Source organism: Psychrobacter cryohalolentis K5 (assembly GCF_000013905.1).
GTDB lineage: Bacteria > Pseudomonadota > Gammaproteobacteria > Pseudomonadales > Moraxellaceae > Psychrobacter > Psychrobacter cryohalolentis.
The window spans coordinates 2,192,847-2,219,516 of record NC_007969.1 but is presented as its reverse complement, the minus strand read 5'-3'; the positions used below and the strand labels follow the sequence as shown (position 1 = coordinate 2,219,516).

The window sequence follows — 26,670 nt, the reverse complement described above, 5'->3', positions numbered from 1 at the left end:
GATTAATACAATAGTTATTGATGCAACAGTAATTAATACAAAAAAATGATAAGCACTTCTCATTTTGTGTAGCGTTTAAAACTAACATCGTTTTTTAAAAGTTTATCTATGTTTATCAAGGCTCTTGAGCAGTTATGGATATGTTTATTTTTTTAAATATATCTACTAATTTTCAAGAGCTTTAATATATAAAAACGAATTTAATTTAACTGCTGTAAAAATTATTTTATTTAATAGAGACAAAATCATGACTGATATGATGAAAAATATAAGAATAGTAGAAGTTTATTCAGATATCGCAGGATATAAAAAAGGCGCCTCTCTAGGCATTGATGCATTAAAAGCATCATCGAAAGAGCTTAATGCAGATTATTTTGAAAAATTGCAATTCGACAGTATTGAGGATGATAGTAATAACGAAGGAGAATCACAATTTGCGCATGCAAAATATGCTGATGTGATTGAACCGATTATCTCTAAATTAGCACATAAAATAAAAGATATAAGAAATGAGAATAAATTCCCAATTGTCTTAGCTGGAGATCATTCTAGCTGCGCAGGAACAATGCATGGCCTAAAAATGGCGCATCCTGATGCTGAAATTGGTGTGGTCTATATAGACGCACATGCTGACTTTCATTCACCATACACCAGTGGATCAGGGAACATGCATGGCATGCCTTTGGCGATGGCTTGTGCGATCGATAATTTGGAATGTCAGCGTAACGAACTCTCTGAAAAAGAAACAGAGTATTGGGAAAAATTAAAATTTATGGCATCAAGCGAACCATCAATCAAGCCAGAAAATGTGGTCTTTTGTGCCGTTAGAGATTATCAAGAAGAAGAAATGGATTTAATTAGAAGGCATAAAATTCCTTTATATAGCGTTGCTGAGATAACTCAGAAAGGAATCAGTTCCACAGTAGAGGAAATCTTCAAAAAATTGGAATATTGTGATCATATCTATGTCTCATTTGATGTTGATAGTGTTGATCCTTTATATGTGCCAGGAACCGGTACGCCTGCAATGAATGGTCTGTCGTATGAACAGGCAATGCAACTTAACATAGAGTTAATCAAGAATAAGAAAGTATGCTGTTGGGAGATGGCAGAAATCAATCCTTTATATAATAATTCAAAAGATGACTCTACCAGAATATTTAAGATTTTAGAAAAAGTGACACAGTCTCTTTTAAATAACTATTAGTATAAATTATTTAAAATGAGTTAAAGAATCTAGCATAAAAAAATATATTTATGCTAGTTAAAAAATGGACTGCGAGTAAAAATAATATGGACATTATTAAAGTCAATGCTTCAAGTCAAGCTGTCAGCAGTATCAGTATCAGACAATTTTTAAAATTCTTTATACCCTCTATAATAGGTTTGTTGCTTTTCGTATTTCCAATTCCCTATGTAGATGGTAAGTTTGTATCATATGCAGAAGGATTTACCATTCCTATCTCTGTGTTAAAGGATTATATACAAGGTTATATGGGCAGCCTTTTGCCACTGTTTGTCGTAATCTCAATTATGATTACATTGTGTTGTACTTTATATACTAAAATCATGAAGCCTTCATTGATTTTAAATAATGCATTTTTAAACAACTTACTGAACGTCACTACACCTTGGCTTATTATTAGAATGCTTGGTGCGTTTTTTGCTGTCGTTACCTATTTTAAGTATGGTTATGAATTTATATATTCAGATAATATCGGGGGTTTAATATTATATGAATTAATGCCAATACTTTTTATTGTGTTTTTTTTGGCTGGATTACTGCTACCGTTATTGCTTGATTTTGGCTTATTGGAATTTTTTGGTGTTTTATTAAGTAAAGTAATGAGACCTCTATTTGGTTTGCCCGGTAGGTCCTCTGTAGATTGTCTAACATCATGGTTGGGTGATGGCACTATTGGCGTATTATTAACTGATAAACAATTGGAAGGTGGGTTTTATACTAAAAAAGAAGCAGCTGTTATTGCTACCAGTTTTTCAGCAGTTTCGATTACATTCTGTTTGGTCGTCATCTCTCAGGTTAAGCTAGAAAGCTACTTCCTCAATATGATTGGGGTGGTTGCTTTATGCGGGATTGTTTGTGCTTTAATAGTACCAAGGTTATTGCCTTTATCTAGAATTGACAATACGTATGTAGTAGAAAATAGTGATAGAGATCATGAAACCATTCCTGAAGGAAAAACGTTATTTACCCATAGTTTACATAAAGCCGTTCACAAAGCAGAAAAGAGTCCAAGCTTTTTTACTTTCTTAAATGATGGATTAAAAAATATTTTGGATATGTGGATCGGAATATTGCCTGTTGTTATGGCAATCGGGACGATGGGTTTAATCGTTGCAGAAGAAACACCTGTATTTGATTATTTAGGTATGCCGTTTATTCCATTCTTAGAATTAATGAATATACCTTTTGCAGCAGAAATGTCAAAAACCATTATGGTGGGTTTTGCAGATATGTTTTTGCCTGCTATTATCGGTTCTTCAATAGAATCAGAGTTAACTCGATTTGTCATCGCTTGTTTGTCAGTTTCTCAATTGATCTATATGTCGGAAGTAGGTGGGTTGATTTTAGGAACCAAAATTCCAGTAAGCTTTTTTCAGTTATTAATAATTTTTCTATTAAGAACCATTATTTCATTACCAATTATTGCATTATGTGCGCATATGATTTTTTAAATGGAATTTTCTGAAAACTGGATGCGCTATATCTGGAAAAAGAATATCTGAAAAAAAGGATAAGCAGCAAAAGATCACTTATCAAGGTGGTCTTTTGCTATCAATATCAAGCTACTCACAAGATCGTCATTGTGCAAGGTCAATCATACATCGTGCAACAGGTATCTGACCAACTACAACTACATAAGTTTGGTCGCTATTATCCGCGCCAAGACACCGCTTTGATCCATAGAGCAGTCTGTAATGTATATCACGCTATATGACAAAAGTCACTTTGACCGCTTTAGCCTCGTTATCACACAAATCATGGGTCACCATATGCGCAAGGACGCGGTCTCTAAGAACATCAATATTACCTCACAGACAAGTATCAAGAAAAAACAGTTTACGGAGGTTGGAGATATGAATGAGTGTAAAACAGCTTTAGAAATTATGAGACGAAATAAGAATACTATAGAGGCTAGTCTGGCTTTCCATAATAATGTTGAAAAAATGAAAAAAGAGTTTGTCGGAAAGCTTAAATTAGATTTATACCTAAATGCTAAAAGCTATCCTCAAAAACTTATTCTAAGAAATATGAAAGTAGATAATAAGTATGAAAAATTCAGCTTCGGAAGTATAGAAAATATTGGAATTATTTGTTTTGAATTTCAAGATTATTATAATAAACCAAGCTTAGGCGTAAGATTTTTAGGAAAATTCAGACATTCTGAATTTGCAAGTGAACATAAAAGTAGAATAAAAAGTTTACTAAACGAGAATATTAAAAATAAGCAGTTTGAAAGTTCTAGCTGGTGGCCAGCTAAGGACAAGTTTGAGCCTTTCGATTGGAGAAGCTCTAGTAAGCCGTGGCAAATGATGAAAGATGACACTATGGCTATAAAGATTCTAGATGAGGTTCTAGAAATCTATAAAGTATTAATTGAAAATGGTTATGAAATTACATAAAGGAATACCATGACATGGCTCGTGAACCGCACTTCTTTCCATGAGAAATGTTATGGCAAATGACTCTAGATAGAAGAAGTCGGTTTACACTGGTTTCATTGAGGTATACTTGTCTGAAATAAGACAAACGTACCTTTTCGAGATTATTACATGAAATCTGATCCAGCCTTTTTATTGATAGGGGCATTGGCAAAACAAGCCAATACGACTAAAGATACTATTCGCCATTACGATGAATTGGGATTGCTGAGATCTCGTAAGCGTCAGGCAGGGTCACGATTATATACAGAGTTTCATCCAGAATGTATTGAGCGTATCGAAATAATTAAAAACATAAAAGCTGTCGGTTTTAGTCTTAATGAAATTAAGAATGGTCTTAATGATTATTACGATGGCAATTTCAGTATCGATAAACGAATGCTTGCCGTTTCTGAAAAGCTTGCTCAAGCGAAAAGCGAACAAGCGGCTCTTACCAATGTCATTAATCAGCTTACTACTCGTTATAGGGTATTAGAAGAAATGAAATCAAATAATAATACGCTTCTTTCTAAAGATGAATGGCAAAAACGAATAGCGGAGCTGCTGCCAAATGATACGCCGTATTAATTCAAGTTTGCCTAACTTCACAAACTTGAAGGCTGACTGTTTTTTTCGTGAATACCTGCAGATGTATATCAAACCTATAGAAACTAACTAAGTGAAGCAGTTGCTTAGCTAAAAGAGACAGCGACTGCGCTACATAAGTAATGTCCCACTTTCAAGATATAGCGCTTCCGTTATAGAATGCATGAAATATCAGACTTTTAGTGGGCTATAAATATTGTCGAATAGTTATAGTGAGTTCAGTATTAAAGCGATACAGTAGGACTGGGATGAATTTTACGCAGCCTCTGTCAGCGTAGTCACAGCACGCCAGAAAAATTTATACCAGTACTGCGTTGGAACATAACGTATCTGTTTTATTTGGAATTGACTATACATTGATTATAAATAAGGAAATTAAGATGCAAGTAAAATTAGGTTTGTTAGTAGCTACCGTGTTGGCGTCAGGATCATGCTTTGCAGCTGATGCTTATAAAGTTTCTACCTCTGTATTTAAAGATGGTGAGTTAATTGCTTCACCTGTGATGCTTGTAAATGCTGAAGAGATGGCATCGATCGCTGTTGACACTGAGTTTCAGTATAACCTGACAGTAAAGCCCTATAATGAGCATACTGCTAAAGTCGTTACGGCTCTTAAAGTTGGTGATGATGTTGCGGAACATGAAACGACCGTCGCCTATGATAAGGAAGCTACAGTTGATAATGGTAAAGACAAACTTACTTTATTGGTTCGTAAAATTACCAGTTGAAGATTATGGCATTCACAGCTATGAAGTCTATATATAAAAAGAGTAAGACCTCTGATCAGTATCCATTCAATTCACCAATTAATTGAATGGATACTCTTGGTTTATAGCGATTAGATTCAGACAATAGGAAAAATATTTACCCGACTATAATTTCTGCTGAACCGAGTCGATATCTGCGTAGGCTTAGGTGATGCTATCCTTATTACGCTGCATAATCTGATACGGTTCAAACTTATCTTGATACTCTATACTGGGGCTACCGACAGGCATACCCAGTACAGCAAGACTCATTGCTTGTACGGGTGGATTTTCTGAAAACTGTGCCATATATTAGTCACTACACTTTGTACTGAAAGATTTTTTAGTGCTTTTTGGTATCGCCGACAATCTTATCCATCAAAGCAAACAACAAGCCAGATAATACAAACGTCATATGGATAATCACTTTCCACATCAATACATCAGCATCAGCATCGCTCATCTCTTTGGGTATATCCATAAATGATTTGAGAAGATCAATGGCAGAAATGGCAACGATGGCACCGATTACTTTAAGTTTCAGACCAGAGAAATCGATTTTTCCCATCCATTCAGGACGATCTTCATGATCACCTGTATCAATTTTTGAGACAAAGATCTCATAGCCACTAAATATGATGATGAGTAATAAGCTTGCGACCAATGACATGTCAATAAGAGCCAACGTACCGACGATGACATCGGCTTCAGAAGCAGTAAACACATGGGTAATCATGTGCCATAGTTCTTGGAAAAACTTGATAAATAGTAAAATAATACCGATCACTAGCCCCAAATAAAATGGGGCTAGTAGCCAACGACTATTAAATATGGTTTTCTCTAATGTTTGTTCAGCTTTCTTTATCATGTATATCTCTTGTTTTTGGGAATATGCGTTATAAAATAAGATGCTTATCTTAGGCAATAGAAAGTGATCCGTGACAGAAGACAGGTCATACCAATCGCTTGATATAACCTGTCATGACTACGATTTTTTACCAAAGCGCTTTTTCTTAATTTGAACGTAGCGTTTAAACGTAAGACAAAATCAACACTAAGTAATCGCCTTCGCTTGTTGCTTGCGATGTTTAAGTGAAGCAAGCAATGCCCAACCAATAAAGGCAATACCAATCAAACCCGTAATAATCTCTGGTACATGGAATTTCACTGATAGCAGCATAATAATTGCCAAAGCACCAATGGCATAATGCGCACCATGTTCTAGATAAATGAACTCATCAAGTGTGCCTTTGTCTACCAAGAAAATAGTCATCGAACGCACAAACATCGCACCAATCGCAAGACCTAACATAATTACAATAACGTCATTGGTGATTGCAAAGGCGCCAATCACACCATCGAAACTGAATGAAGCATCAAGAACTTCTAAGTATAAGAAACCGATAATACCGCCCTTCATAATCGCGCTGGTCGCTGCGGCACCTGAACCCTTTTCTTCATTTTCTAAGTCTTCTTCAAGGTCACCCTCGAGCATACCAGAGATAACTTGGACACCAAGATAGACCAAGATACCCCAAACACCCGCAATCAGTACGGCAGAAGCTTGCTCCGCACTGGCCCAAGATACAGCGAACATCAGGACAATAAGCGCAACGAAGACGCTCATGGCATCGACTTTGCCAAGCTTTGCTAAGCGGCTCTCAAGCCAGTTAAACCAATGCACTTCTTTATCATCAAAGATAAAGTTTAAGAAGACGAGTAACAAGAAGATACCACCAAAGGCTGAGATTTCAGCATGATGCGCCATCAGTCTTGCTGAGTATTCTTTAGGATCGTTCAATGCCAAATCTATCACTTGCATCATGCCAAGGTCTGCGGTAACCGCAACGATGACAATTGGGAATACCAAGCGCATACCGAATACAGCAATTAAAATACCAACGGTTAAAAATATCTTTTTCCAAAACTCGTCCCAGCCTTTAAGGACTGAGGCGTTGACCACCGCATTATCAAAGGATAATGAAATCTCCATGACGGCCAAAATAGCAGTAATAGAAAGGGTGGTTATCAAACCGCCCATACCGCCATGTGAATATCCCCACCATGCAGCTACCATCAATGCGATAGCTGTGAAGATGAAGTCTAAATAAAAATGTCTCATGACACATCCTGTCTGGTTGCGTAAAGCTAAGGTTGTCTATTATAGACGCAGCATAAAAAAAGTGGCTATCGCTAGCCACTTTTCCATGTGTGATTTTTAATAAAATATAAAGTATTCTTAAAGAATCTTCTATATAAAATTGTGAACGTGTTTGTTATAGATAACATTCTCTGGTTTGGCGTCAAAAAATATCTTGTACGTTATCTAAAATTATTACGCCAATAAAAGATGACTTCATTAGAAAAGCACTAAAATTTGATTGTCTTAAGTCAAGGGCTTGAAATACTTCTATAGTCAGTCCTAAATAAAATAAGTACAAATATTATAACGCGCTACTGGGATAAATTTTTCTTGCTTACTGTGCCTGCGTAGACAGAGGCGGCGCAAAACTTATCCCAGTAGCATTTTGTTTGATTTATAGTGGATTGACTATAGTAATATCAGATTCTCTGTATTTTAGTGAATCTAATATTACTATCTATACCGCATACCAGAATGTTTGAATCATAATTAGGGAGCCACTATTATTTCCATCAATCTAGTTTATATTCACATATTTTTAAGCACGGGCTAAATTCGCTGCTAGCGTAATTTGTTTCGCCATCAATTGATTCATATCGACACCGACTATTTGACCCTCTAATACACGCCATTTACCGGCAACCATTACCTTATCGGCTTTGGTTGCACCACAAAGTAATAGTGATGCAACAGGAGAGCCTGCGCCCGCGAAGCGTATTTCATCAAGTTTAAATAGCGCGATATCAGCTTGTTTTCCTATCGCTATCTCCCCAATATCATCACGACCTAAACACCCTGCTGAGCCTTTAGTTGCCCACTCAAACGCCTTTTGGTGGGTTATTTCTTTAGCACCATAACGCAGACGTTGTAACAATAACGCTTGGCGGACTTCACCAATCATGTTCGAGCCGTCATTTGATGCAGAGCCATCAACACCAAGACCGACAGGGCAACCCGCCTTTTGCAGGGCAATAGTAGGGCATTGTCCTGATGCTAATATCATATTTGACGAAGGGCAGTGGGCAATACCCACATGCGCTTTACCTAATCGTGCTATTTCTTCATCATTAAAGTGAATACCGTGCGCGAGCCACGTACGATTATTTAACCAAACAACGCGCTCAAGGTAATCAACAGGACGCACGCCAAACATTTTTATACAAAAGTCTGTTTCATCATGGGTTTCGGCCAAATGGGTATGTAATCTAACATCAAGATCTTGGGCTAAATCAGCTGTTGCTCGCATCAGTTCTTCACTAACAGAAAATGGGGAGCAGGGGGCTAGTGCTATGCGGGTCATCGCGCCATCTTCATATTGGTGATAGGCTTTAATCAATCGCTGGCTATCATCTAGGATTTCGTGATCGGTTTGAATGGTGGTTCGAGGAGGCAGGCCGCCCTGATCTTCACCTAAGCTCATTGAGCCACGGGTAAGGTGCACGCGGATACCCAGTTTGGTTGCCTGCTCTACTTGAATATCAATAGCATGCTCTAAGCCATCAGGAAATAAATAATGATGATCACTGGCGGTAGTACAACCAGAGAGTAGTAATTCGCAAAGCGCGATTTGGGTAGATGTTGCTATCATTTCAGGGGTTAGTCTGGCCCAAACGGGATAAAGACTTTGCAGCCAAGGGAAGAGATTTTTGTTTAACGCGGCAGGAAAAGCACGGGTCAATGTCTGATAAAAGTGATGGTGGCTATTGATTAAGCCGGGTACAAGAACGTGTTCATGGGCATCAACTACCTCATCAACCGCTTGTAAGGGTTGTTCACCAGCCCTTATTAATTCGACAATAAGATCATTTTGAATAACGATACCGCCAGCATAAGCGGGGTCTAAACAGTCGAGGGGGTTTTTGATCCAAGTTCTTTGAGATTTAACCTGCATAGTGACTCCTATTAGTCATCAGGTTTAGGAAAGATTAAGAAAAATCTTAATCGCTTAAACCCGGATGTAGGAGCTACTAACACACAAACCGGAAAGGTATGAATAGTAGTTGATTTAAAATCACGGCTATTTAATGATCGCCTCCAAATCATTGTTCATAAATATCTTGGCAAAAAACAACCGTGTTGTCAATTATTAAGTAACTTGTGTTCTGCTTGAACTATATTACTTATGATCTATACCCTGTTAATCAAGAAGAAAAAAACGGCTATGGTGTTTTGCTAGTGACCTAATTGGACAAATGACTATAGAGAGTCTTGATTAAAAACAACAGACAGCTCATTTGCAGCTTCCTGTAAAAGAGGTACATGGCTTAATAACGTTTCTAAAGACTTTTTGACAGTGGGACCATGAGTAAATACGGTGGCAAATGCTTGCTGCTCACCATTTGGAATGAGTACCGCACAGGCGACCATGCCTGGAATAAACTCTTCGTTATCTATCCCTATCTGAGTATCACGCGTTTTAGCGATTGTCTGCAGTAGCTGATTTTTATCGATCTGTGTATTGGTGGTCAAGGCATGTATCGACATTTTATCAATAATACGTTCGCACTTATCTGTAGGTAGTTGTGCTAGAAGCAATTTACCACTGGCACTTGCCCAAACTGGAATATGAGAACCCGCAGGTAAGTATATTTGCAGGGGCCAATCAGACAATACGCGATCGACGTAAACCACATCTAAATCTTGCATAATCGCAATACCTACCGTTTCGCCTATTTTTGCCGAAAGCCGTTGCAAGATTGCCAGCCTTTCAGTTTTGAAATGATTGTTTTGCCATAAATCTATGGCTAGCTGATAAGTTCGTTTTCCGCATGTTACTTTTCCAGGCAGATCTAATTGGACGAATCCGAGATTCTGTAATTGTTCTAGCAATCGATACATACTTGGTATCGGTATGTCTAACGCTTCTGCTAAGTCGCTGACGCTCATAGGTCTTTGAGACTTGGCTAACATTTCAACTATCTGCAACACACGCTCAACGCTTGAGCCTTTTTTTTTCGCATTATTCATGGTTTGATTCATATCCTTAGCGACACAACGCCGCATAGCTACGTCCATTATAACGAGAAGGCTTGAGCGTTTACATCTTGTTATGATAAATCAATTATGTTATTTTACATAACGATAATTTATCTATCGATATATGAAAATTAATGTGGCATAAAAAATATATTGGTGAAATGCTAACTTCTAATTTAAGTGATTAAAGGCGAACAATCCTCTCGTTACAAATATTGAGGTTTTGTAGTCCTAAGAATATATAAGGAATGAATATGAAAGCCTTTGTAGTAGAGAAAGTAGCGGACAGAGCGTTTTCTTGCGCAATACAAGAAGTTCCTGTACCAGAATGTGATAAAGATGAAGTGGTCATAAAGACAACTTATTCATCATTAAATTATAAGGATGCTTTAAGCTCTGTCGGCAATCCGGGTGTGACTAGAAAGTTCCCGCATATCACCGGTATCGATGTAGCCGGAGTGGTACACCAAACGACATCTGATGCCTTTGCAGTCGGAGAAAAAGTATTGGTGACTGGCTATGACTTAGGGATGAATACTGATGGCGGTCATGCAGAGTTTGTCAAAGTGCCAGCGTCATGGGTTGCTCTTATTCCTGACACAATAACTGATAAAGAAATCATGACTTTCGGTACTGCAGGATTAACGGCAGCTTTGAGTGTTAATGAATTATTAGATAACGGTGTCAAGCCAGAAGATGGTGAGGTTTTAGTCACTGGTGCTACTGGTGGCGTGGGTTCTTTAGCGGTTTCTATCCTAAATAAAATTGGCTTTACTGTCGTTGCCGTATCAGGAAAAGAGGAACAAATTGATTATCTCAAACAAATTGGCGCGTCAGAAGTCATCCTTAGAGATACTTTCAATGAGGATGCTAAAAAACCCATTATGGCTGAAAGATATGCAGGGGTTGTCGATACGGTTGGCGGTGATATTCTAGCCAATGCCCTAAAATATATAAAATACGATGGGGTTGCTACTTGTTGTGGGTTAACAGCGTCACATGAACTCAATACCAATGTATTCCCATTTATTTTAAGGGGCGTCAGACTCATAGGTATCGACTCGGTTGAATGTAAACTTGAGAAGAAACAAGCGGCATGGGACAAACTGGCTGGTGAGTTTAAAATAGCTACTTTAGATAGTATCACTAACGAGATTGGCCTAGAAGATATCAAAGACACCTACGCATCGATGTTAGAGGGAAAATCAGTGGGCAGGTATGTGGTAAAAATATAAAGGACATCTATTTTCTTGTCGATATGATATGTAGTAAGAAACTCTTAATTTTAAAAAATTAAGAGTTTCTTAGTTTCTATAGATAAAGTTTTATCGAATAGTAATGACTCGTATAAAAGGTCATATTTATTGTAAAGGTGATCAATTGATAAAATCATAGAGTTTTTAGGAATGTAAGATGGTAACTGTAATACAAGATTTAAAACAAGACTGGTCACTTTCAGCGTCTGTTGCTGGCTTTTTAGCGGTACTCATTGCTTATGCCGGGCCACTGGTTATTTTCTTTCAAGCGGCACAAGCAGCACAAGTGTCAGAGGCCATGATGGCGTCTTGGATTTGGGGTATATCGATAGGCACTGCGATACCTGGTATTTATCTTTCTATCAAATATAAAGCGCCGATAGTGACTGCTTGGTCTGCTCCAGGAACCGTGCTGCTCGTGACATTATTTCCACAGATGAGTATTAATGAGGCCGTTGCGGCTTACATTATCTCAGCCATTGTCATTTTTATGGTCGGTGCGACTGGCTATTTTGATAAGGTTTTACAGTGGATTCCTAACAGTATCGCCGCCGGTATGATGGCAGGTATCCTATTTCAATTTGGCTTAGGGTTATTTGTCGCCACTGACACCATGCCATTTATCATTTTTAGTATGTTGGGATGTTATTTATTGGCCAAACGCTTGTCACCGCGCTATACAATGATTTGGGTATTATTATGTGGCGTCACCTTAAGTTTGCTACTTGGCAAGATGAACCCTGTCGATATCAATTTCACGATGACCATGCCCGTCCTCATCTGGCCAGAATGGTCCTGGCATTCAACGTTTAACCTTGCAGTCCCTCTTATTCTCGTGAGCTTAAGCGGACAGTTTTTACCTGGCATGGCTATCTTGAATTTAAGTGGTTATGACACGCCGGCGAAACCTATTGTCATGGCCACTAGCATTGCCTCACTAGCGGTTGCTTGCGTAGGAGGTATCACTATTACGTTAGCAGCAATTACCGCCGCCTTATGTACGGGAAAAGATGCGCACGAGCTCAAAGAAAAGCGTTATATCGCCGGTGTCGCTAATGGTATTTTTTACTTATTGGGGGGATTGTTTGCTAGTAGCATTGTGCTGGTATTTAGCTTATTACCTCAAGAGCTGATCGCCGCTCTAGCTGGTCTGGCGCTAATAGGTGCTATCTCAGCCAATATTACTGTTGCCATGAAAGATGATAGTCAAAGAGAATCGGCACTGATTACTTTTTTAGCCACGGCATCTGGCATGCAGTTTTTGGGATTAAGTTCAGTGTTTTGGGGCATCTGTATCGGTATGATTGCTCACTATATATTGACTAAAAAAAGCAGCAAGCCGGTTGTGGTATAACTGGTTGGTAAAAAGGTGATTGATTGAAAGGTATTCTTAGTGATTATGGTTGGGAATTATGAGTCCAACCCTTTGCTACAATTCATTTAGCCGCTTGGTTATCATATTCTGATAGTTTTCGATCAATATAGTAAGACAGTTCAATAACAAACACAGCACTAATCTTAAAAACTCCTCCAAATAAAACAATGCTAGTAAACGCTTAGAAATCGTGTCATAAGTAAGATCACACAACAAAGGAATGTTGTCATGAGCCAGCTTGTATTTGACAAAGTACTATTGCATTACTACAAGCCATTAGGGACGTTATTATTGCTGGTAGGTTGTACGGTTAGTAGCTTTGCCGCCACCTATAAAATTGAGCCTGACACCTCTAACGTACGTTTCGCTATTGACCACCTCAAAACCTCTGCCACCACTGGCGGCTTCTATAATGTGACGGGAATACTCCAGTATGATCCGAGCGCAAAAACTGGCGACATCTCTCTCATTATCCCCATAAAATCCTTAAACACAGGCAATAAAAGCTTCACTCTCAAACTGATGGGCTCTGATTTTTTTAATATGGAACAGTTTCCATTGGCTCATTTTGAATCTACCAAATGGCATTTCACCTCTGACGAAGAAAACCCAAAGGTCACACAAGTGGATGGCAAGCTAACCTTAAACGGTCAGACCCATCCTATTAGCTTATTGGCGACCAAATTTAGTTGCTATCTGACCGCTCTAGCTAAGAAGAATATCTGCGGAGGCAATTTTACCGCCACTATTGACCGTACTCAGTGGAATATCAAAAAATATGTCTTGTTCGGTATGACTAAAAATCTGACTTTAAATATAAAAGTTGAAGCAGCTAAACAATAATCTTTTTAGCGTCGATAAATAATAAACGTGTAATAAATTCATGGCTAAAATAATTAAAAATGAGTTTTTGCCAGCCTAGTGAGGATAGTATGAAACCAAGTTATATGCTGTTATCAGCACTTGCACTTAGTATGGCTTCCAGCGCTGTCATGGCTGATAGTGCAGGCTTATCTAATACGACGAGCCTATTCAATATCAGTCCCGCTATCAGCTTACCCAATGTCAGTCCTGCCAATAGTGATTTGGTTAATCGCGGTGCCTACATTGCCCGTACTGCTGATTGCATGGCGTGTCATCGCGAGGACTATAGCGGCGGCGTCGCGATTGAAACCCCTATTGGTAATATTTACTCGACCAATATCACGCCCTCCACACGTTATGGTATCGGCAACTATACTGAGACTGATTTCAAAAATGCCTTGAAAAAAGGTCGTGCGCCTACGCAGCAGCTTTATCCTGCGATGCCATATCCGTCTTATCATGGTATGGCTGATATGGATATCAGTGCACTATTTGCTTACTTTCAAACCGTACCTCCAGTAGAGGAGCCACCTGAAAATACCACTAAGCTACCATTCCCGTTAAATATCCGAACATTAATGTTGGCTTGGAATGTGATTAACGTGCCTTCTACAGAAAATCGTGCAGGGCTCACCCAAACCCAGCAACGCGGTGAATACCTCGTTAATAATTTAGAGCATTGCGGCACTTGTCATACCCCACGCAACCTTACGCAAGGTCTTGATAAGAAAAAATATTTATCTGGTGCGCCGCTTGGTAAATGGTATGCACCTAACATTACCCCAGATAATGACAGTGGTATCGGGCGTTGGAGCGAGAATGATATCGTCACTTATCTACGTACTGGCATGCTCGATAAACGCGCTTATGCCGGTGGACCTATGGCTGAAGCGGTCGACCATAGTACCCGCTATCTAAGCGATAGCGACTTAATTGCAATGGCGGCTTATCTAAAAGTCGTCCCTATCATTAAGACAGACGATTACGTGATACCCGTGGACACGTCACGGCTACCCAGTCCGGTTAGTCGCTCTATTACCTATGATTTAATTGAGCAAAAAGACTATCTGGCGCAGGAAAAATCCACTACTAATGCTGGTTCTAATACTAATAACTCACCAAAAGCGCTATATCTTGCTGCTTGTGCTAGCTGTCACGGAGTAGATGGTTACGCGCAGCCTGATGCTCGTTACGCCTCTATCGTAGGACTGAGTAGTATTCGTCGCATTAAGCCAGATGCGCTCATCAATGTCATTGCTTATGGCGCGAAAGGCGCACTAAACACCGCACCCAAAATGCCAGGCTTCTCTAAAGAGTTAAGTCATGCGCAGATTGCCAGTATTACCAATTACGTGCGGGTAACTTTCGGTGGTCTACAAAGTAGTGATGTCAGTGCTGCTGACGTCAAACGCATCTTAAAGTAAGTGCTATTAATCCCATTATCGATACAGCTATAAAAATACCTAATGCAACCTGATGATATGGATGACGGTTCAATAATAAGGATAATAAAATGAATGATGTGCTTCAATCGCCCACACGCCGGCAACTGCTATCAATGATCGGTAAGACCGCAGGGGCGACAGCAATGTATCAGGCGATGACTACGTTAGGATTTGCTTCTGAATCTAGCTTTAAACAAGAGATGAATTTGAAGGGTGCGCCTGCTGGCGCTAGCATTGTGATCCTTGGCGCAGGATTGGGCGGACTCACCGCTGCTTATGAGCTACGTAAAGCCGGCTATAAAGTCACTGTTCTTGAGTTTCAAAATCGCGGTGGTGGTCGCAGTTGGACACTAAACGCAGGTGATAAATATACCGAGCTTGGTGGCGGCGAGGTGACTTGTGACTTTAAAAAAGGCAATTACTTTAATGGTGGACCATGGCGATTGCCCGTTCATCATTATGCGGTATTCCATTATTGTAAAAAATTCGGTGTGGCACTGCAGCCTTTTATCCAAACCAATGACCGCGCCTATTTGCACCGTACCACTCATTTTAATGGTGCACCGCAGCGATTGGGTGAAGTACAAAGTGACATACGTGGCTATGTCTCAGAGCTATTATCCAAAGCAGTCAATACTGGTAGCCTTGATAAGACAGTTAATAAAGAGGATAAAGAGAAGTTATTAGAAGGATTAAAAGGTTGGGGCGTCCTTGATAACAATTATCGCTATGTCAAGAGCCATGAAACCAGCAAGCATCGTGGGTACAGTGTTTATCCAGGTGGCGGGCTCATGCCTGATGCCAAACCCTCAACACCGATACCGATGGACAAGCTCTTAAATTCAGGGATGTGGTCAGATATTTATAGCAACTATACGACATATGACCATCAACCAGCGATGTTTCAGCCTGTCGGTGGTATGGGAAAAATCGGTGATGCATTCACTCGCGAATGTCGAGACATGATTACGTTTAATGCTAAGGTCACTAAGATTCATCAAGATGAGACTGGCGTCACTGTCGATTATGTCGATAGTAATAGCATTAGTAACAATCTAGATGGCGAAACTAAAACCGTGCGTGCTGACTGGTGTATCTGCAACATTCCACTATCAGTATTGACCCAAATTGACATTAACGTCTCAGCGCCGATGAAGCAAGCGATGGCAGCGGTACATTATGACACCTCTTATAAAGTAGGTTTGGAATTCAAACGCCGATTTTGGGAAGAAGACGAATGGATTTACGGCGGTATCACCTATACCGATATGCCCATCTCACAGATATCCTATCCTTCACACGATATGTTTACCACAGGTTCAGGGGTGCTACTCGGCGCGTATGGATTTGGAGAAGCCTCTTATCGATTTAATACGCTGAATCCAAAAGAGCGTATTGATGTGGCACTACAGTATGGTAAGTATATTCATCCGCAATACACCAAAGAGTTCCGCTCTGGAACATCCGTCGCTTGGCACCGTATTCCATGGTCGCTCGGTTGCTATGGCATTTGGAGCGAGTCAAGCCGTGATCAGTACTACGATACGCTATGCGCGATTGACCACCGTATCATACTAGCAGGTGAGCACTGCTCGCATATCCCAGCATGGCAAGAAGGGGCAATTTTATCTGGCATGGATGCCGCTCAGCGACTACATCAAAAGGCAAAAAAACTTGGTTAGTAGAAGTGATTATTACAGTAAATTAATCATAATAAATTCAGAGGTAATCATGGACATGATCAAACCAAACCTGCTTGCTGTGGTAATGATATTAGGTATCGGAAGCACAGTCGCGCTATCAGGCTGTAGCCAATCCACTAAAGCCAACGCTGTCACTTTCGCCAGCCAGCAACAAACCACGCAAATGGTCTTTGATAATCAAGCCAGTCGCAATAATGGTGCATGGGGTGCAGTGTATATGACTAGAGAAGCGCTTAGATCGCCAACAGCCAATATCGTCGATGTCAGCTCACTACCGAAAATGGTAGAAGATGCTAGCTTGCAAAAGTGGTTAGCAAAGTTCGAAGGTAGCTCTGAAGGTAAAAAGGGGTTTATTACTACCAATGGTAAAAAGCTGTATGATGATTCCTGCGCTGGCTGTCATATGCAAGATGGTAAGGGCGCAAAGGGGGCAGGTTACTATCCTCCGCTTGCTGATAACAGTAAGATGCAATCAAAGTACTATATCATTAGTGTTGTGATGAATGGCTTACGCGGTATGCCATCCTTTCAAAGTATGATGAATGATGAACAAATAGCAGCGGTCACTCAATATGTGCATAGTGACCTTAATAAATTTACCGATACAGTCACTGCTGCCAACGTTGCTCAGCTCCGTCATGAATTTCCACCGGGTTCTGATCCGAGTGAATAATTTTATTTTATGATATCAAATCTTTAGCCACTAACTTGGGAGAGTTTAATCAGTCAGCTCAATGATAATGAACCGTGCTGTCGATGTCATGGTCATTATTTCTAGACGAAGCTAAAAGAATTATATTTGAGACTGAAGATATGATGTTTAGTATTACGGAAGGTTATATAAAGAGAGAAGATTATGAAAGGGCGTGTAATAACCTAAAAACCAATCTTAACACTATGGTTATTTGATACAGCAATTCATTGATGATACCGCATCACTCGCTTGCCGTATTGACCAGCTCAAGAGCAAATATCGAAGACCCACGAGTCCAACAGCTTTGGTCTGCTAATGTCACATAAAAACCATACAGAGTAATGCTTTATGAATACACTATATTAGAACATAATATATAAAAAATAGGTGCAATAACCAGTGTGTTGGGCATCACCCCTTACCTTAGACAAGGAATAATCATGATATTTCGTCAATTGTACGAACCCCTTTCGAGCACTTATACCTATCTGTTAGGGGATGAGGATACAGGTCAAGCTATCCTGATTGATCCGGTCATAGCGACTATGGATCGTGACTTGGCTGAAATCCATAGATTGGGACTGGATTTGGTCTACACAGTTGACACGCATATCCACGCAGATCACATTACTGCAGCACTAGAGATGAAGCGTGCCGTCGGTAGCAAGATCGCAGCGCCTGCCTTTGACCGTCTACCATGTGTGGATGTCGGGCTGGAAGAAGGAACACCTTTGCAGGTTGCTGGTATTACCCTGCACCCATTGCATACGCCGGGACACACCGATGGTCATTTTGCGTATCTCTTTAATGAGCGGGTATTCACTGGCGATGCTTTACTTATCGATGGATGTGGCCGGACCGACTTCCAGAATGGCGATGCCGATGCGCTGTATAAATCTGTGCGGCAGAAACTTTTTTCTTTACCAGACGACACGCTGGTCTATCCTGCGCACGACTACAAGGAGCGCTTTGTTTCTTCAATCGCGCAGGAAAAAAAGCGCAATCCACGGCTTGGCGGGGACATAACACTCGAAGAATTCAAGGTCATCATGAGCAACCTAAATCTATCATATCCGAAATTCATTGATTATGCTGTCCCTGGCAACCAGCAGTGTGGCGTCTGCCCAGAGGATTTACCAGAAAATTTAGCCACTTACTGTCGCCAGATGATGCAGAGCCCTCAAGGATAACGTTACTGATTTTAAAAGAGTCGACGTTTAACGATGGTTAATTTATCGGCTCTGATCTTGAAGAGATGTAATTAATGAGCATTTGATATTCCCATGCTTAGCGCGCACACTACTATTAATGCCAATACTATAATCTACGGAGAAATACTATTATGAACGGCATAATGAATGGAGAAATGATGCAGGGAACGATGATGCAAGGGATGGGCTGGGGCTGGATGATTCTCTGCCTACTATTTGCGCTACTTCTTTTTGCTATACTTGTGTTGATATTAATAGCAATTCTGAAATATCTGCGTAAACCAGATTAAAGCTTGTAATAAAGAGATGCGTGTAGTCGTCGGGAAATGGCGTTTGAGTAGCAATCTCGTAGAGTCTGAATCTATATTTTAGATAAAACTATCCAATAGAGAGTTATTGCTCTTTAAGATTAGGTGCAAATATATTATTGGATGACTGAGACCTTCGCTATACGCCTTTATTCAGTAGCCTAACAGTAGCCCAATTTTAAGTGCTATTGGTACATATTACCTTTCCTCTAGCATCCGTCTCTAACATCAAAATTAAGATTTTATCAAATAGTAATCATGATAACGGGCATCTCTTAACCATTGAATTAGAGCGCAATCTTTACTCAATATAAGTGAAGGAGTTATCTGATGAATCCTAATAATAGCGATAAAAAGAATGGCCATAGTGGTTTAGAGTCAAACAATACTAACCAAGCCCATACTACCTTCAAAGAGTATAACCAAGTGCCAGCTGATTATAATGGCGCCGTTTATACCTGTCCGATGCATCCCGAAGTGAGAGATGTTGAAAAAAGCGACTGCCCAATATGTGGTATGTTCCTCAAACCTGAAGACGAGGTTACAGATGAAGACAGTCATTCACATTGTCATGGCAAAGATACTGACCGTACTAAGGTAAAATCTGTCAAAGGCGGCAAATACGACAAAGTGCCAGCTGATTATAGCGGTACAGTCTATATTTGTCCGATGCATTCAGAAGTCAGAGATGTGAAGAATAGCGGCTGTCCGATATGCGGCATGACGCTTGAACCAGAGATGGCTACTATTGGTGAGGAGGACACCTCAGAGCTCGACGATATGACACGCCGTTTCTGGATTTGTACGGTGCTTACCATACCGCTATTTCTGTATGCTATGAGTGACATGGTAGGTCTAAGCTTAGACAACCTTGGACAAGGTGATATCTCTGGACAGATCGCTCAGTGGATTCAGCTAGCGCTTGCAACACCAGTGGTGTTATGGGGAGGCGCACCATTCTTCGTCCGTGGCTGGCAATCAATAAAAAGCCGAAACCTGAACATGTTCACTTTGATTGCAGTTGGTGTAGGTGCAGCCTTTGGTTTCAGTCTGGTAGCAACCTTCCTTCCGGATGTTTTTCCAGACAGCTTCAGGGACGCCACTGGCCAAGTAGGGGTGTACTACGAAGCGGCAGCGGTCATTGTGACCTTAGTGCTATTGGGTCAAGTGTTAGAGCTCAAAGCCAGAAGTCAGACCTCAGGAGCAATCCGTGCGTTACTAGAGCTGGCACCACCAACGGCAAGACGTGTGGATGAGAACGATGTCGAGACCGAAGTATCACTTGACGAAGTGATCAGCGGCGACAGATTGCGAGTCAAGCCAGGAGAAAAGCTTCCTGTAGACGGCACGGTACTTGATGGTAGTAGTAGCATTGATGAATCGATGGTGACTGGTGAACCCATCCCAGTGTTAAAGGCACAAGGGGATACGGTCACCGGCGGCACAGTCAACGGTACTGGGACACTACTGATCAAAGCAGTTAACGTTGGTGATGATACCGTATTGTCCAAGATCGTCAAGATGGTTGCTGAAGCCCAGCGCAGTCGCGCGCCAATACAGAAACTGGTTGATAAGGTAGCTGGATGGTTCGTGCCCATCGTACTTATTTGCTCTGTCATTACCTTTATTGTCTGGGCGATATTTGGGCCTACGCCTGCAATGGCTTTTGCGCTGGTCAATGCTATCGCTGTATTAATCATTGCCTGCCCTTGTGCGTTAGGGCTCGCCACACCGATGTCGATTATGGTGGGTACTGGTAAAGGAGCACAAAATGGCGTGCTTATCAAGAATGCTGAAGCGTTAGAAAGTATGGAAAAAGTCGACACCATCGTTGTCGATAAAACCGGAACGCTGACAGCAGGCAAACCAGAGCTTACCGCTATCGAAGCGCTTGGCGGCTTAGACGAGGATGAGATGCTTATACTTGTCGCAGCGGTAGAGACTGCCAGCGAACATCCTCTGGCAGAAGCTATTGTCAATGCAGCAAAGGCAAAATCTCTCGATATGGTTAAGGCAAGCGATTTTAGTTCAACTACCGGTGAAGGCGCGCAGGCGCTGGTCAATGGCAAGCAAGTCGCCGTAGGCAACTCAAAATTCATGCAACGCCTCAATAGTTTTGATAGTACGCTTTTAGAACGCGCCGACAAACGCAGGAAGGACGGTGAAACTGTTATGTTTGTCGCAGTAGATGGGCAAGCTGCTGGTCTCATATCGGTCGCTGATCCGATCAAGCCGAGTACCAGTGAGGCAATATCGCTATTACACAAAGCTGGACTGCGGGTAGTCATGCTGACAGGTGATAATGAGATAACGGCTAGAGCGGTTGCTAGTAAGTTAAAGATTGATGAGGTACATGCTGACGTCTCTCCAGAAGACAAAAACCGTATCATCAAAGAGTTGCAAAGTAGTGGCAAGGTTGTGGCTATGGCGGGTGACGGTATTAACGATGCTCCCGCTCTTGCCCAAGCAGATGTCGGCATCGCTATGGGCACAGGAACAGATGTGGCCATGGAGAGTGCTGGCATTACGCTAGTGAAGGGTGACCTGATGGGGATTGTAAGAGCCCATAAACTGAGCCATTCTACGATGCGCAATATCAGACAAAACCTGTTCTTTGCATTTATATACAACGCCCTTGGTGTACCAATTGCGGCAGGTGTGCTGTATCCGTTCTTCGGGATTTTACTCAGTCCAATGATAGCGGCGGCGGCTATGAGTCTCTCGTCAGTATCTGTTATTGGTAACGCGCTGCGGTTGCGCCGTTTGAAGCTGTAATTTTGGTACGGTGAAGAGGGTTTTAAAGCACACATACACATACTGGTCTTATCAAGGCCTAAGATATAAGGATACCGTTATGGGCAGTTTTTCTATTACACATTGGCTGATTTTATTAGTTGTAGTAGTGGTCGTATTTGGCACTGCTAAGCTTAAAAATGCTGGCAAGGATTTAGGCGGTGCGGTAAAGGGTTTTAAAGAAGCGGTCAAAGATGAAGAAGCCGAGCATGCTCGCAAGAATCGTATGCTTAGCCATGAAAATAGTACGCCCGCTGCAAGTAATGATTTAAATACGCAGGTAGGTACTCAGGTTGATGACATGCAAATCAGCCCTATTACCGCTGATGATCAACACAAAGTATGAAGCGCGCCTCTTGTTCCAATGAGAAATATTATGGAAGCTGGCTTTACATAGAAGAAGCCAGCTTTCAATGATCCCTTTGAGGTATACCCTAAAAGATCCATTCTATGATACTAAATCGCTAAGATTGTCGGAGATTCAGCATTCTGAGATAATGCAAAACGGCATACCCGAACTGAAAGCAAAGCGCTATTTGCATGCTCACTAAATTATCAGTACATCTATCAGAATAAATGAGAAACCCTATAATGAAACAACCCTTTCAAACCTTTTTAAATCAAGTGGGATTTACCGCTTTAGTGACAGCATCATTACTATCTGGAACCGTACAAGCAGCGGATAACAATGACCATCTAAAGAGCGCTGTTGATCAACAAGCCAAATTACTAATGAATGAGCATAATATTTCAGGAATGGCTTTTGGCGTCATCATCGATGGCAAATCACATTTTTATCATTATGGTTTGGCTGATAAGAAAGCCAAAATACCTGTCTCAGAAAACACTATTTTTGAGCTAGGCTCAATCAGTAAGACGTTTGCGGCTACCTTAGCCAGTTATTCAGAATTAAATGGCACACTTACATTAGAAGATACTGCTGATAAATATATTCCCTACCTAAAAAACAGCGCCATTGGTAACACCAAGCTTATAAACCTAGCCACCTATTCAGCTGGTGGTCTACCGCTACAAGTCCCTGATGACGTCAAAAACAATAAAGAGTTGCTACGTTATTATAAATCTTGGCAGCCAGTCTTTCCTGTCAACTCAAAGCGTCTGTATTCCAACGCCAGTATCGGTCTGTTTGGTTATATATCGGCATTGAGCATGGACACTGATTACACACAATTGATGGAAGAAAAAATACTGCCATCACTCAATATGCCCAATACTTTTATCAATGTGCCTAGTGACAAGATGGCAGATTATGCGTTTGGTTACAACGCTGCTGGCGATGCTATCCGAGTCAATCCTGGCATGTTAGACGCTGAAACCTATGGCATTAAATCCACCATCACAGATATGACGCATTTTATGGCAGCGAATATGGGTCTTGTGCCGCTAGATAAAAATATTCAGCAAGCGTTAGACAATAATAGAAAGGGTTACTATCAGGCGAGCACTTTTACCCAAGGGTTAGGATGGGAGATGTACCCTTATCCTACTCAGCTAGATACCTTGCTTGAAGGCAACTCGATGGACGTGGTACTAAAGCCTCAAGCCATCAAAACAGACAATCATCCAACGGCTGTTTTAAATAACGTCTGGGTAAATAAGACAGGTGCTACTAATGGGTTTGGTGGCTATATCGCTTATATTCCTGCCGAAAAATCAGGCATTGTCATTCTGGCAAATAAAAACTATCCAAATGCAGATAGGGTCAAAGCAGCGTATACGATTTTAGAGAGTGCGATAACTCATTGATTGAGCATGAGTCACAAAGCAACCTTATAAAAATGGCCTTTCACTAATAACCCAGCTAGATGCTGGGTTATTATGTTCAACTTTTAAGAGCAGCCTTCCACCAAATAAATCGCTTCTGGTATACCAATATCGATGCTTCCTACCTCACCTTTTAATAGGCTTTTATTGTCTGCTGTCCACTCAGTCGCCTTAATCGTAGAATCACTCAGCTTTTGACCGCCCTTGATATGATATTCAATTTGTAGGGGTAACTTATCCTCTTTATTATTAAGCTCAATATTTTCGTCTCTTAATGATTCTCCAAGTGGGCTTTCTTTTATCATTTTGAAATTGATGTTAGCAATCAGGCTATAGTAATCACCATCAACCGCATATTTATCGACCTCGTAAGTGAGCTCGTCATTATGTGCTTTCATAACGTCTGTAGCGGAATTGCCAATATTGATGTCTTTATAAAACGGGATGATTGGATCCCGAATACTGATCAGAGCAACTTTACCATCTATGATTTGATATAAAACAGAAGCGCGTTCACCGTACTCTTTATCGACATAACTCAGTGCTGGATTACTGACGTAATAGCATTGTTCGTTATCGCTCTTGGCTTTGGTTATTCCTAGGCTACTTAGCAACTCAGGGGTAATAGCCTGACCGAAGCTTAAATTTTGATACCCTGACGGGCTGACGATTTGCTCATCAGCTATATCTGCTGCGTTGTTAGTTTGTATTTTATCCATAGCGCCAGAATCTGTAGGTGCTGGATTGACAGGCATCTCATCATTCTTGGTCATGTCTTTGTCTATATTATTCGTTTGTGTAGTGTCATCGTTATTTGTAGATGAAGGCTGTAAGTCACAGCCTGTCATCAGTTGTACAGCAGCGATTAATAAAGTAGAAGCCATTGCCGTTTTGAATATAGGCAATGATGATTTTGAATGAAAAGTTAACATGGCTTAATTCCCGAATTCGAGTCATTGATATTAATATATACCTTAATGAACCTTGTATAAACTGTCTTTTTTATGCTAGATTTTATTGATGCTAAAGTTTGATTGATACGTACACAGCGCACCGATCACAAATAGAATATGTATGGCATGTATATCATGAAATACACCGTAGCTATTTCAGAGAATAAAAACATTGACACCATTAGAGTAGAGGTCAAAAATGCTATTTCGAAAGATAGGTAAAATTGATAGAAGGCACAACTTAGGCCCAATTTGGGCACATAGATTTTTTGATGTAGTTTGGCTATAGCTATGATTGGGCAAGTTTTGATCAAGCCTAGCTTTATATTTCCGCTACAGCCCATATTTTACGGACAAAAAAAAGGCCCCAGTCGTTAGACTGGGGCTTTATAAATATTTGGTAGGCATAAGCAAACTCGAACTGCTGAACACACACCACCAACAAACTTCTACCATGTCAAAGTAGGTCGACCAAGTATTATAATATAGTCGGTCCTAAATAAAAGAAATACAAATGTTATAAGGTACTACTGGAGTCAATTTTTCTTGCTTGCTGTGCCTACGCAGACAGAGGCTGCGAATAATTAACCCCAGTAGTTCTGTACCCTTTTAAAAGTGGATTAGCTATATAACGTTATCTTATATGTATTGATTTTATTAGCTTATAGCTATTCTATAATTAAAAAAACCAAGGTCAACGAGTATAAGATAAAGTTTAACACGTATTTGGGCACTATAATTTTATAGTCTTTTTACGTCGACTGTAGTGTCGATTAAGCCAAAAATAATGCCTTTATCATAAAAGAACGCTTATTCCACATTATTATTTAAGCTACTTTCTTATAACAAACGTTTTTTATGCGTTGTATCCCCCTTATTTTCTCTGCGTATCATTAAAAAAATATAGCGTATATTAGCTATATTCACGAACATTCAGACTGGAATGAGTGGCAATGGTCAGATAAAAAACTGCTGCCATTGGTCAGTCGTGTGCGGATATTACAAGGCCGTTTGCTTGGAAAGTTGCTAACGCTAGGGTTTGAACTTAATGTTAAGGCACAGTTAGATGCCGTGACTTTAGAAATCGTTAAAACGTCAGAGATTGAGGGTGAGTCATTAAATAATGAGCAAGTAAGGTCTTCTGTCGCACGCCACTTAGGAATAGATAATAAGGGTATGCTAACTGCTACTCGTGAGATAGATGCAGTTGTGGAAATGATGCTAAATGCGACCTATCATTATCAACAACCATTATTGTTGGACGATTTATTAGGATGGCATAGGGCGTTATTCCCAGATGGATATAGTGGACTTTATCGTATCAAAGCGGGCAGTATGCGTGATGACAGTCAAGGACCTATGCAGGTAGTTTCTGGTGGTTATGGTCACGAGCAGACTCATTTCGTTGCGTCTAGTGCCGATAGGCTATCAGATGAGCTAGACAATTTATCCTGGTTTAACACCTTACCAAATGAGCAAGAGAACATAGATCTGGTGATTAAAGCAGGTATCGCTCATTTATGGTTTGTGACGATCCATCCCTTTGATGATGGCAATGGGCGATTGACCCGTGCCATTACTGAGAGAGCACTGGCACAAAGCGATGATAGCGCCCAACGATTTTATAGTATGTCAGCGCAGATTCTTAAACAGCGCAATGACTACTATAAAATATTGGAACGAACACAAAAAGACGATACTGATATCACTGATTGGCTGTGCTGGTTTCTACAAACACTAGAACAAGCACTCATTGCTGCTCAAAATAATTTACTCACAGACTTTTATGGCAAACTGGCCACTAAAAAATGGTCAGTGATGACCAAGTGTTCTATAGATACAGCACTGCGTGATATTAATGATCTGATAGAGAAGGGGATGCTGAAAAAATCCGAGGCTTCGGGGCGTAGTATGAGTTACGAGGTGGCTTTGTAATAAAGAACATGTGGTTCTATGATGCGTAACGCAATAGACGAGCTAGTTCAGCATTGTGATAGCAGTCTATTTTAAGTGGTCTATTAATAGGTATGAAGGGTGAAATAGCTGGTTCCGCTGGGGTATGCCCTATATTAACTATTAATTTTTTGGACAGGTACAATAATAAGAGAGTGAGTGTATGATGCATATATTTCACATGCATTCTAAAGAC

The 26,670-nt window shown here is 40.5% G+C and carries 23 protein-coding genes; 17 read left to right on the top strand and 6 right to left on the bottom strand.

All coding sequences use genetic code 11. The annotated features are described in order from the left end of the window. The first annotated feature begins 247 nt into the window (after window positions 1–247). The 5 genes from PCRYO_RS09170 (at window position 248) to PCRYO_RS09150 (ending at window position 4,997) form a co-directional block, all read left to right on the top strand. Complete coding sequence (locus PCRYO_RS09170; protein ID WP_011514114.1) at window positions 248–1,207, top strand: arginase; 960 nt, start codon at window positions 248–250, stop codon at window positions 1,205–1,207. Between the two features lie 50 nt (window positions 1,208–1,257). Beyond that, window positions 1,258–2,697 (top strand): YjiH family protein, encoded by a 1,440-nt coding sequence (locus PCRYO_RS09165; RefSeq protein WP_011514113.1) that lies wholly within the window; start codon window positions 1,258–1,260, stop codon window positions 2,695–2,697. 318 nt (window positions 2,698–3,015) lie between these two features. Continuing rightward, window positions 3,016–3,645, top strand: a complete 630-nt coding sequence (locus PCRYO_RS09160; RefSeq protein WP_226939356.1) for a hypothetical protein — start codon at window positions 3,016–3,018, stop codon at window positions 3,643–3,645. A 150-nt stretch (window positions 3,646–3,795) separates the two neighbouring features. After that, entirely contained in the window at window positions 3,796–4,251 is a 456-nt protein-coding gene (locus tag PCRYO_RS09155; RefSeq protein WP_011514111.1) for a MerR family transcriptional regulator, read from the top strand. A 398-nt stretch (window positions 4,252–4,649) separates the two neighbouring features. Further along, complete coding sequence (locus PCRYO_RS09150) at window positions 4,650–4,997, top strand: hypothetical protein (protein ID WP_105575672.1); 348 nt, start codon at window positions 4,650–4,652, stop codon at window positions 4,995–4,997. Window positions 4,998–5,180: 183 nt separating this feature from the next. Here the strand turns inward: PCRYO_RS09150 and PCRYO_RS13245 are convergent, their stop codons facing one another. The 5 genes from PCRYO_RS13245 to PCRYO_RS09130 form a co-directional block, all read right to left on the bottom strand. Further along, entirely contained in the window at window positions 5,181–5,324 is a 144-nt protein-coding gene (locus PCRYO_RS13245) for a hypothetical protein (RefSeq protein ID WP_011514109.1), read from the bottom strand. A gap of 34 nt (window positions 5,325–5,358) precedes the next feature. Then, a complete protein-coding gene (locus tag PCRYO_RS09145; protein ID WP_011514108.1) occupies window positions 5,359–5,883 on the bottom strand; it encodes a TIGR00645 family protein in 525 nt (174 codons plus the stop codon). A 186-nt stretch (window positions 5,884–6,069) separates the two neighbouring features. Then, window positions 6,070–7,137, bottom strand: a complete 1,068-nt coding sequence (locus PCRYO_RS09140) for a DUF475 domain-containing protein (protein WP_011513117.1) — start codon at window positions 7,135–7,137, stop codon at window positions 6,070–6,072. A gap of 559 nt (window positions 7,138–7,696) precedes the next feature. Continuing rightward, window positions 7,697–9,049, bottom strand: coding sequence for an 8-oxoguanine deaminase (locus PCRYO_RS09135; RefSeq protein WP_011514107.1), 1,353 nt, complete (start codon window positions 9,047–9,049; stop codon window positions 7,697–7,699). A gap of 305 nt (window positions 9,050–9,354) precedes the next feature. Further along, window positions 9,355–10,125, bottom strand: coding sequence for an IclR family transcriptional regulator (locus PCRYO_RS09130; RefSeq protein WP_041753568.1), 771 nt, complete (start codon window positions 10,123–10,125; stop codon window positions 9,355–9,357). A gap of 263 nt (window positions 10,126–10,388) precedes the next feature. On the opposite strand from PCRYO_RS09130, the gene PCRYO_RS09125 reads away from it, so the two are divergent. From PCRYO_RS09125 to ampC, 11 genes are all read left to right on the top strand, one after another. Continuing rightward, the gene (locus PCRYO_RS09125; protein WP_011514105.1) at window positions 10,389–11,369 is read left to right on the top strand and encodes a YhdH/YhfP family quinone oxidoreductase; all 981 of its coding nucleotides are present in this window, start codon (window positions 10,389–10,391) and stop codon (window positions 11,367–11,369) included. A 178-nt stretch (window positions 11,370–11,547) separates the two neighbouring features. After that, on the top strand, window positions 11,548–12,744 hold the full coding sequence (gene benE / locus PCRYO_RS09120; protein ID WP_011514104.1) for a benzoate/H(+) symporter BenE: 1,197 nt from the start codon (window positions 11,548–11,550) through the stop codon (window positions 12,742–12,744). Window positions 12,745–12,993: 249 nt separating this feature from the next. Next, the gene (locus PCRYO_RS09115) at window positions 12,994–13,608 is read left to right on the top strand and encodes a YceI family protein (protein WP_011514103.1); all 615 of its coding nucleotides are present in this window, start codon (window positions 12,994–12,996) and stop codon (window positions 13,606–13,608) included. Window positions 13,609–13,697: 89 nt separating this feature from the next. Next, window positions 13,698–15,053, top strand: a complete 1,356-nt coding sequence (locus PCRYO_RS09110) for a cytochrome c (RefSeq protein WP_011514102.1) — start codon at window positions 13,698–13,700, stop codon at window positions 15,051–15,053. Between the two features lie 89 nt (window positions 15,054–15,142). Then, window positions 15,143–16,756 (top strand): flavin monoamine oxidase family protein, encoded by a 1,614-nt coding sequence (locus PCRYO_RS09105; protein ID WP_011514101.1) that lies wholly within the window; start codon window positions 15,143–15,145, stop codon window positions 16,754–16,756. A gap of 49 nt (window positions 16,757–16,805) precedes the next feature. Next, complete coding sequence (locus tag PCRYO_RS09100; protein WP_011514100.1) at window positions 16,806–17,450, top strand: c-type cytochrome; 645 nt, start codon at window positions 16,806–16,808, stop codon at window positions 17,448–17,450. A 461-nt stretch (window positions 17,451–17,911) separates the two neighbouring features. Then, window positions 17,912–18,661 carry an MBL fold metallo-hydrolase gene (locus PCRYO_RS09095; protein WP_011514099.1) on the top strand — a complete coding sequence of 250 codons (750 nt, stop codon included), beginning with the start codon at window positions 17,912–17,914 and terminating at the stop codon, window positions 18,659–18,661. A gap of 152 nt (window positions 18,662–18,813) precedes the next feature. Further along, window positions 18,814–18,972 (top strand): hypothetical protein, encoded by a 159-nt coding sequence (locus PCRYO_RS13195; protein WP_156772648.1) that lies wholly within the window; start codon window positions 18,814–18,816, stop codon window positions 18,970–18,972. 348 nt (window positions 18,973–19,320) lie between these two features. Further along, on the top strand, window positions 19,321–21,765 hold the full coding sequence (locus PCRYO_RS09090) for a copper-transporting P-type ATPase (protein ID WP_011514098.1): 2,445 nt from the start codon (window positions 19,321–19,323) through the stop codon (window positions 21,763–21,765). A gap of 79 nt (window positions 21,766–21,844) precedes the next feature. After that, a complete protein-coding gene (gene tatA / locus PCRYO_RS09085; protein WP_011514097.1) occupies window positions 21,845–22,129 on the top strand; it encodes a Sec-independent protein translocase subunit TatA in 285 nt (94 codons plus the stop codon). 245 nt (window positions 22,130–22,374) lie between these two features. Then, window positions 22,375–23,550, top strand: coding sequence for a class C beta-lactamase (gene ampC, locus PCRYO_RS09080; RefSeq protein WP_041753180.1), 1,176 nt, complete (start codon window positions 22,375–22,377; stop codon window positions 23,548–23,550). A gap of 83 nt (window positions 23,551–23,633) precedes the next feature. Here ampC and PCRYO_RS09075 read toward each other — a convergent pair whose 3' ends face one another. After that, on the bottom strand, window positions 23,634–24,500 hold the full coding sequence (locus PCRYO_RS09075; protein WP_011514095.1) for a hypothetical protein: 867 nt from the start codon (window positions 24,498–24,500) through the stop codon (window positions 23,634–23,636). Between the two features lie 924 nt (window positions 24,501–25,424). Between PCRYO_RS09075 and PCRYO_RS09070 the strand changes: the two genes are divergently transcribed. Beyond that, the gene (locus PCRYO_RS09070) at window positions 25,425–26,456 is read left to right on the top strand and encodes a Fic family protein (RefSeq protein WP_049751815.1); all 1,032 of its coding nucleotides are present in this window, start codon (window positions 25,425–25,427) and stop codon (window positions 26,454–26,456) included. Window positions 26,457–26,670 lie beyond the last annotated feature (214 nt).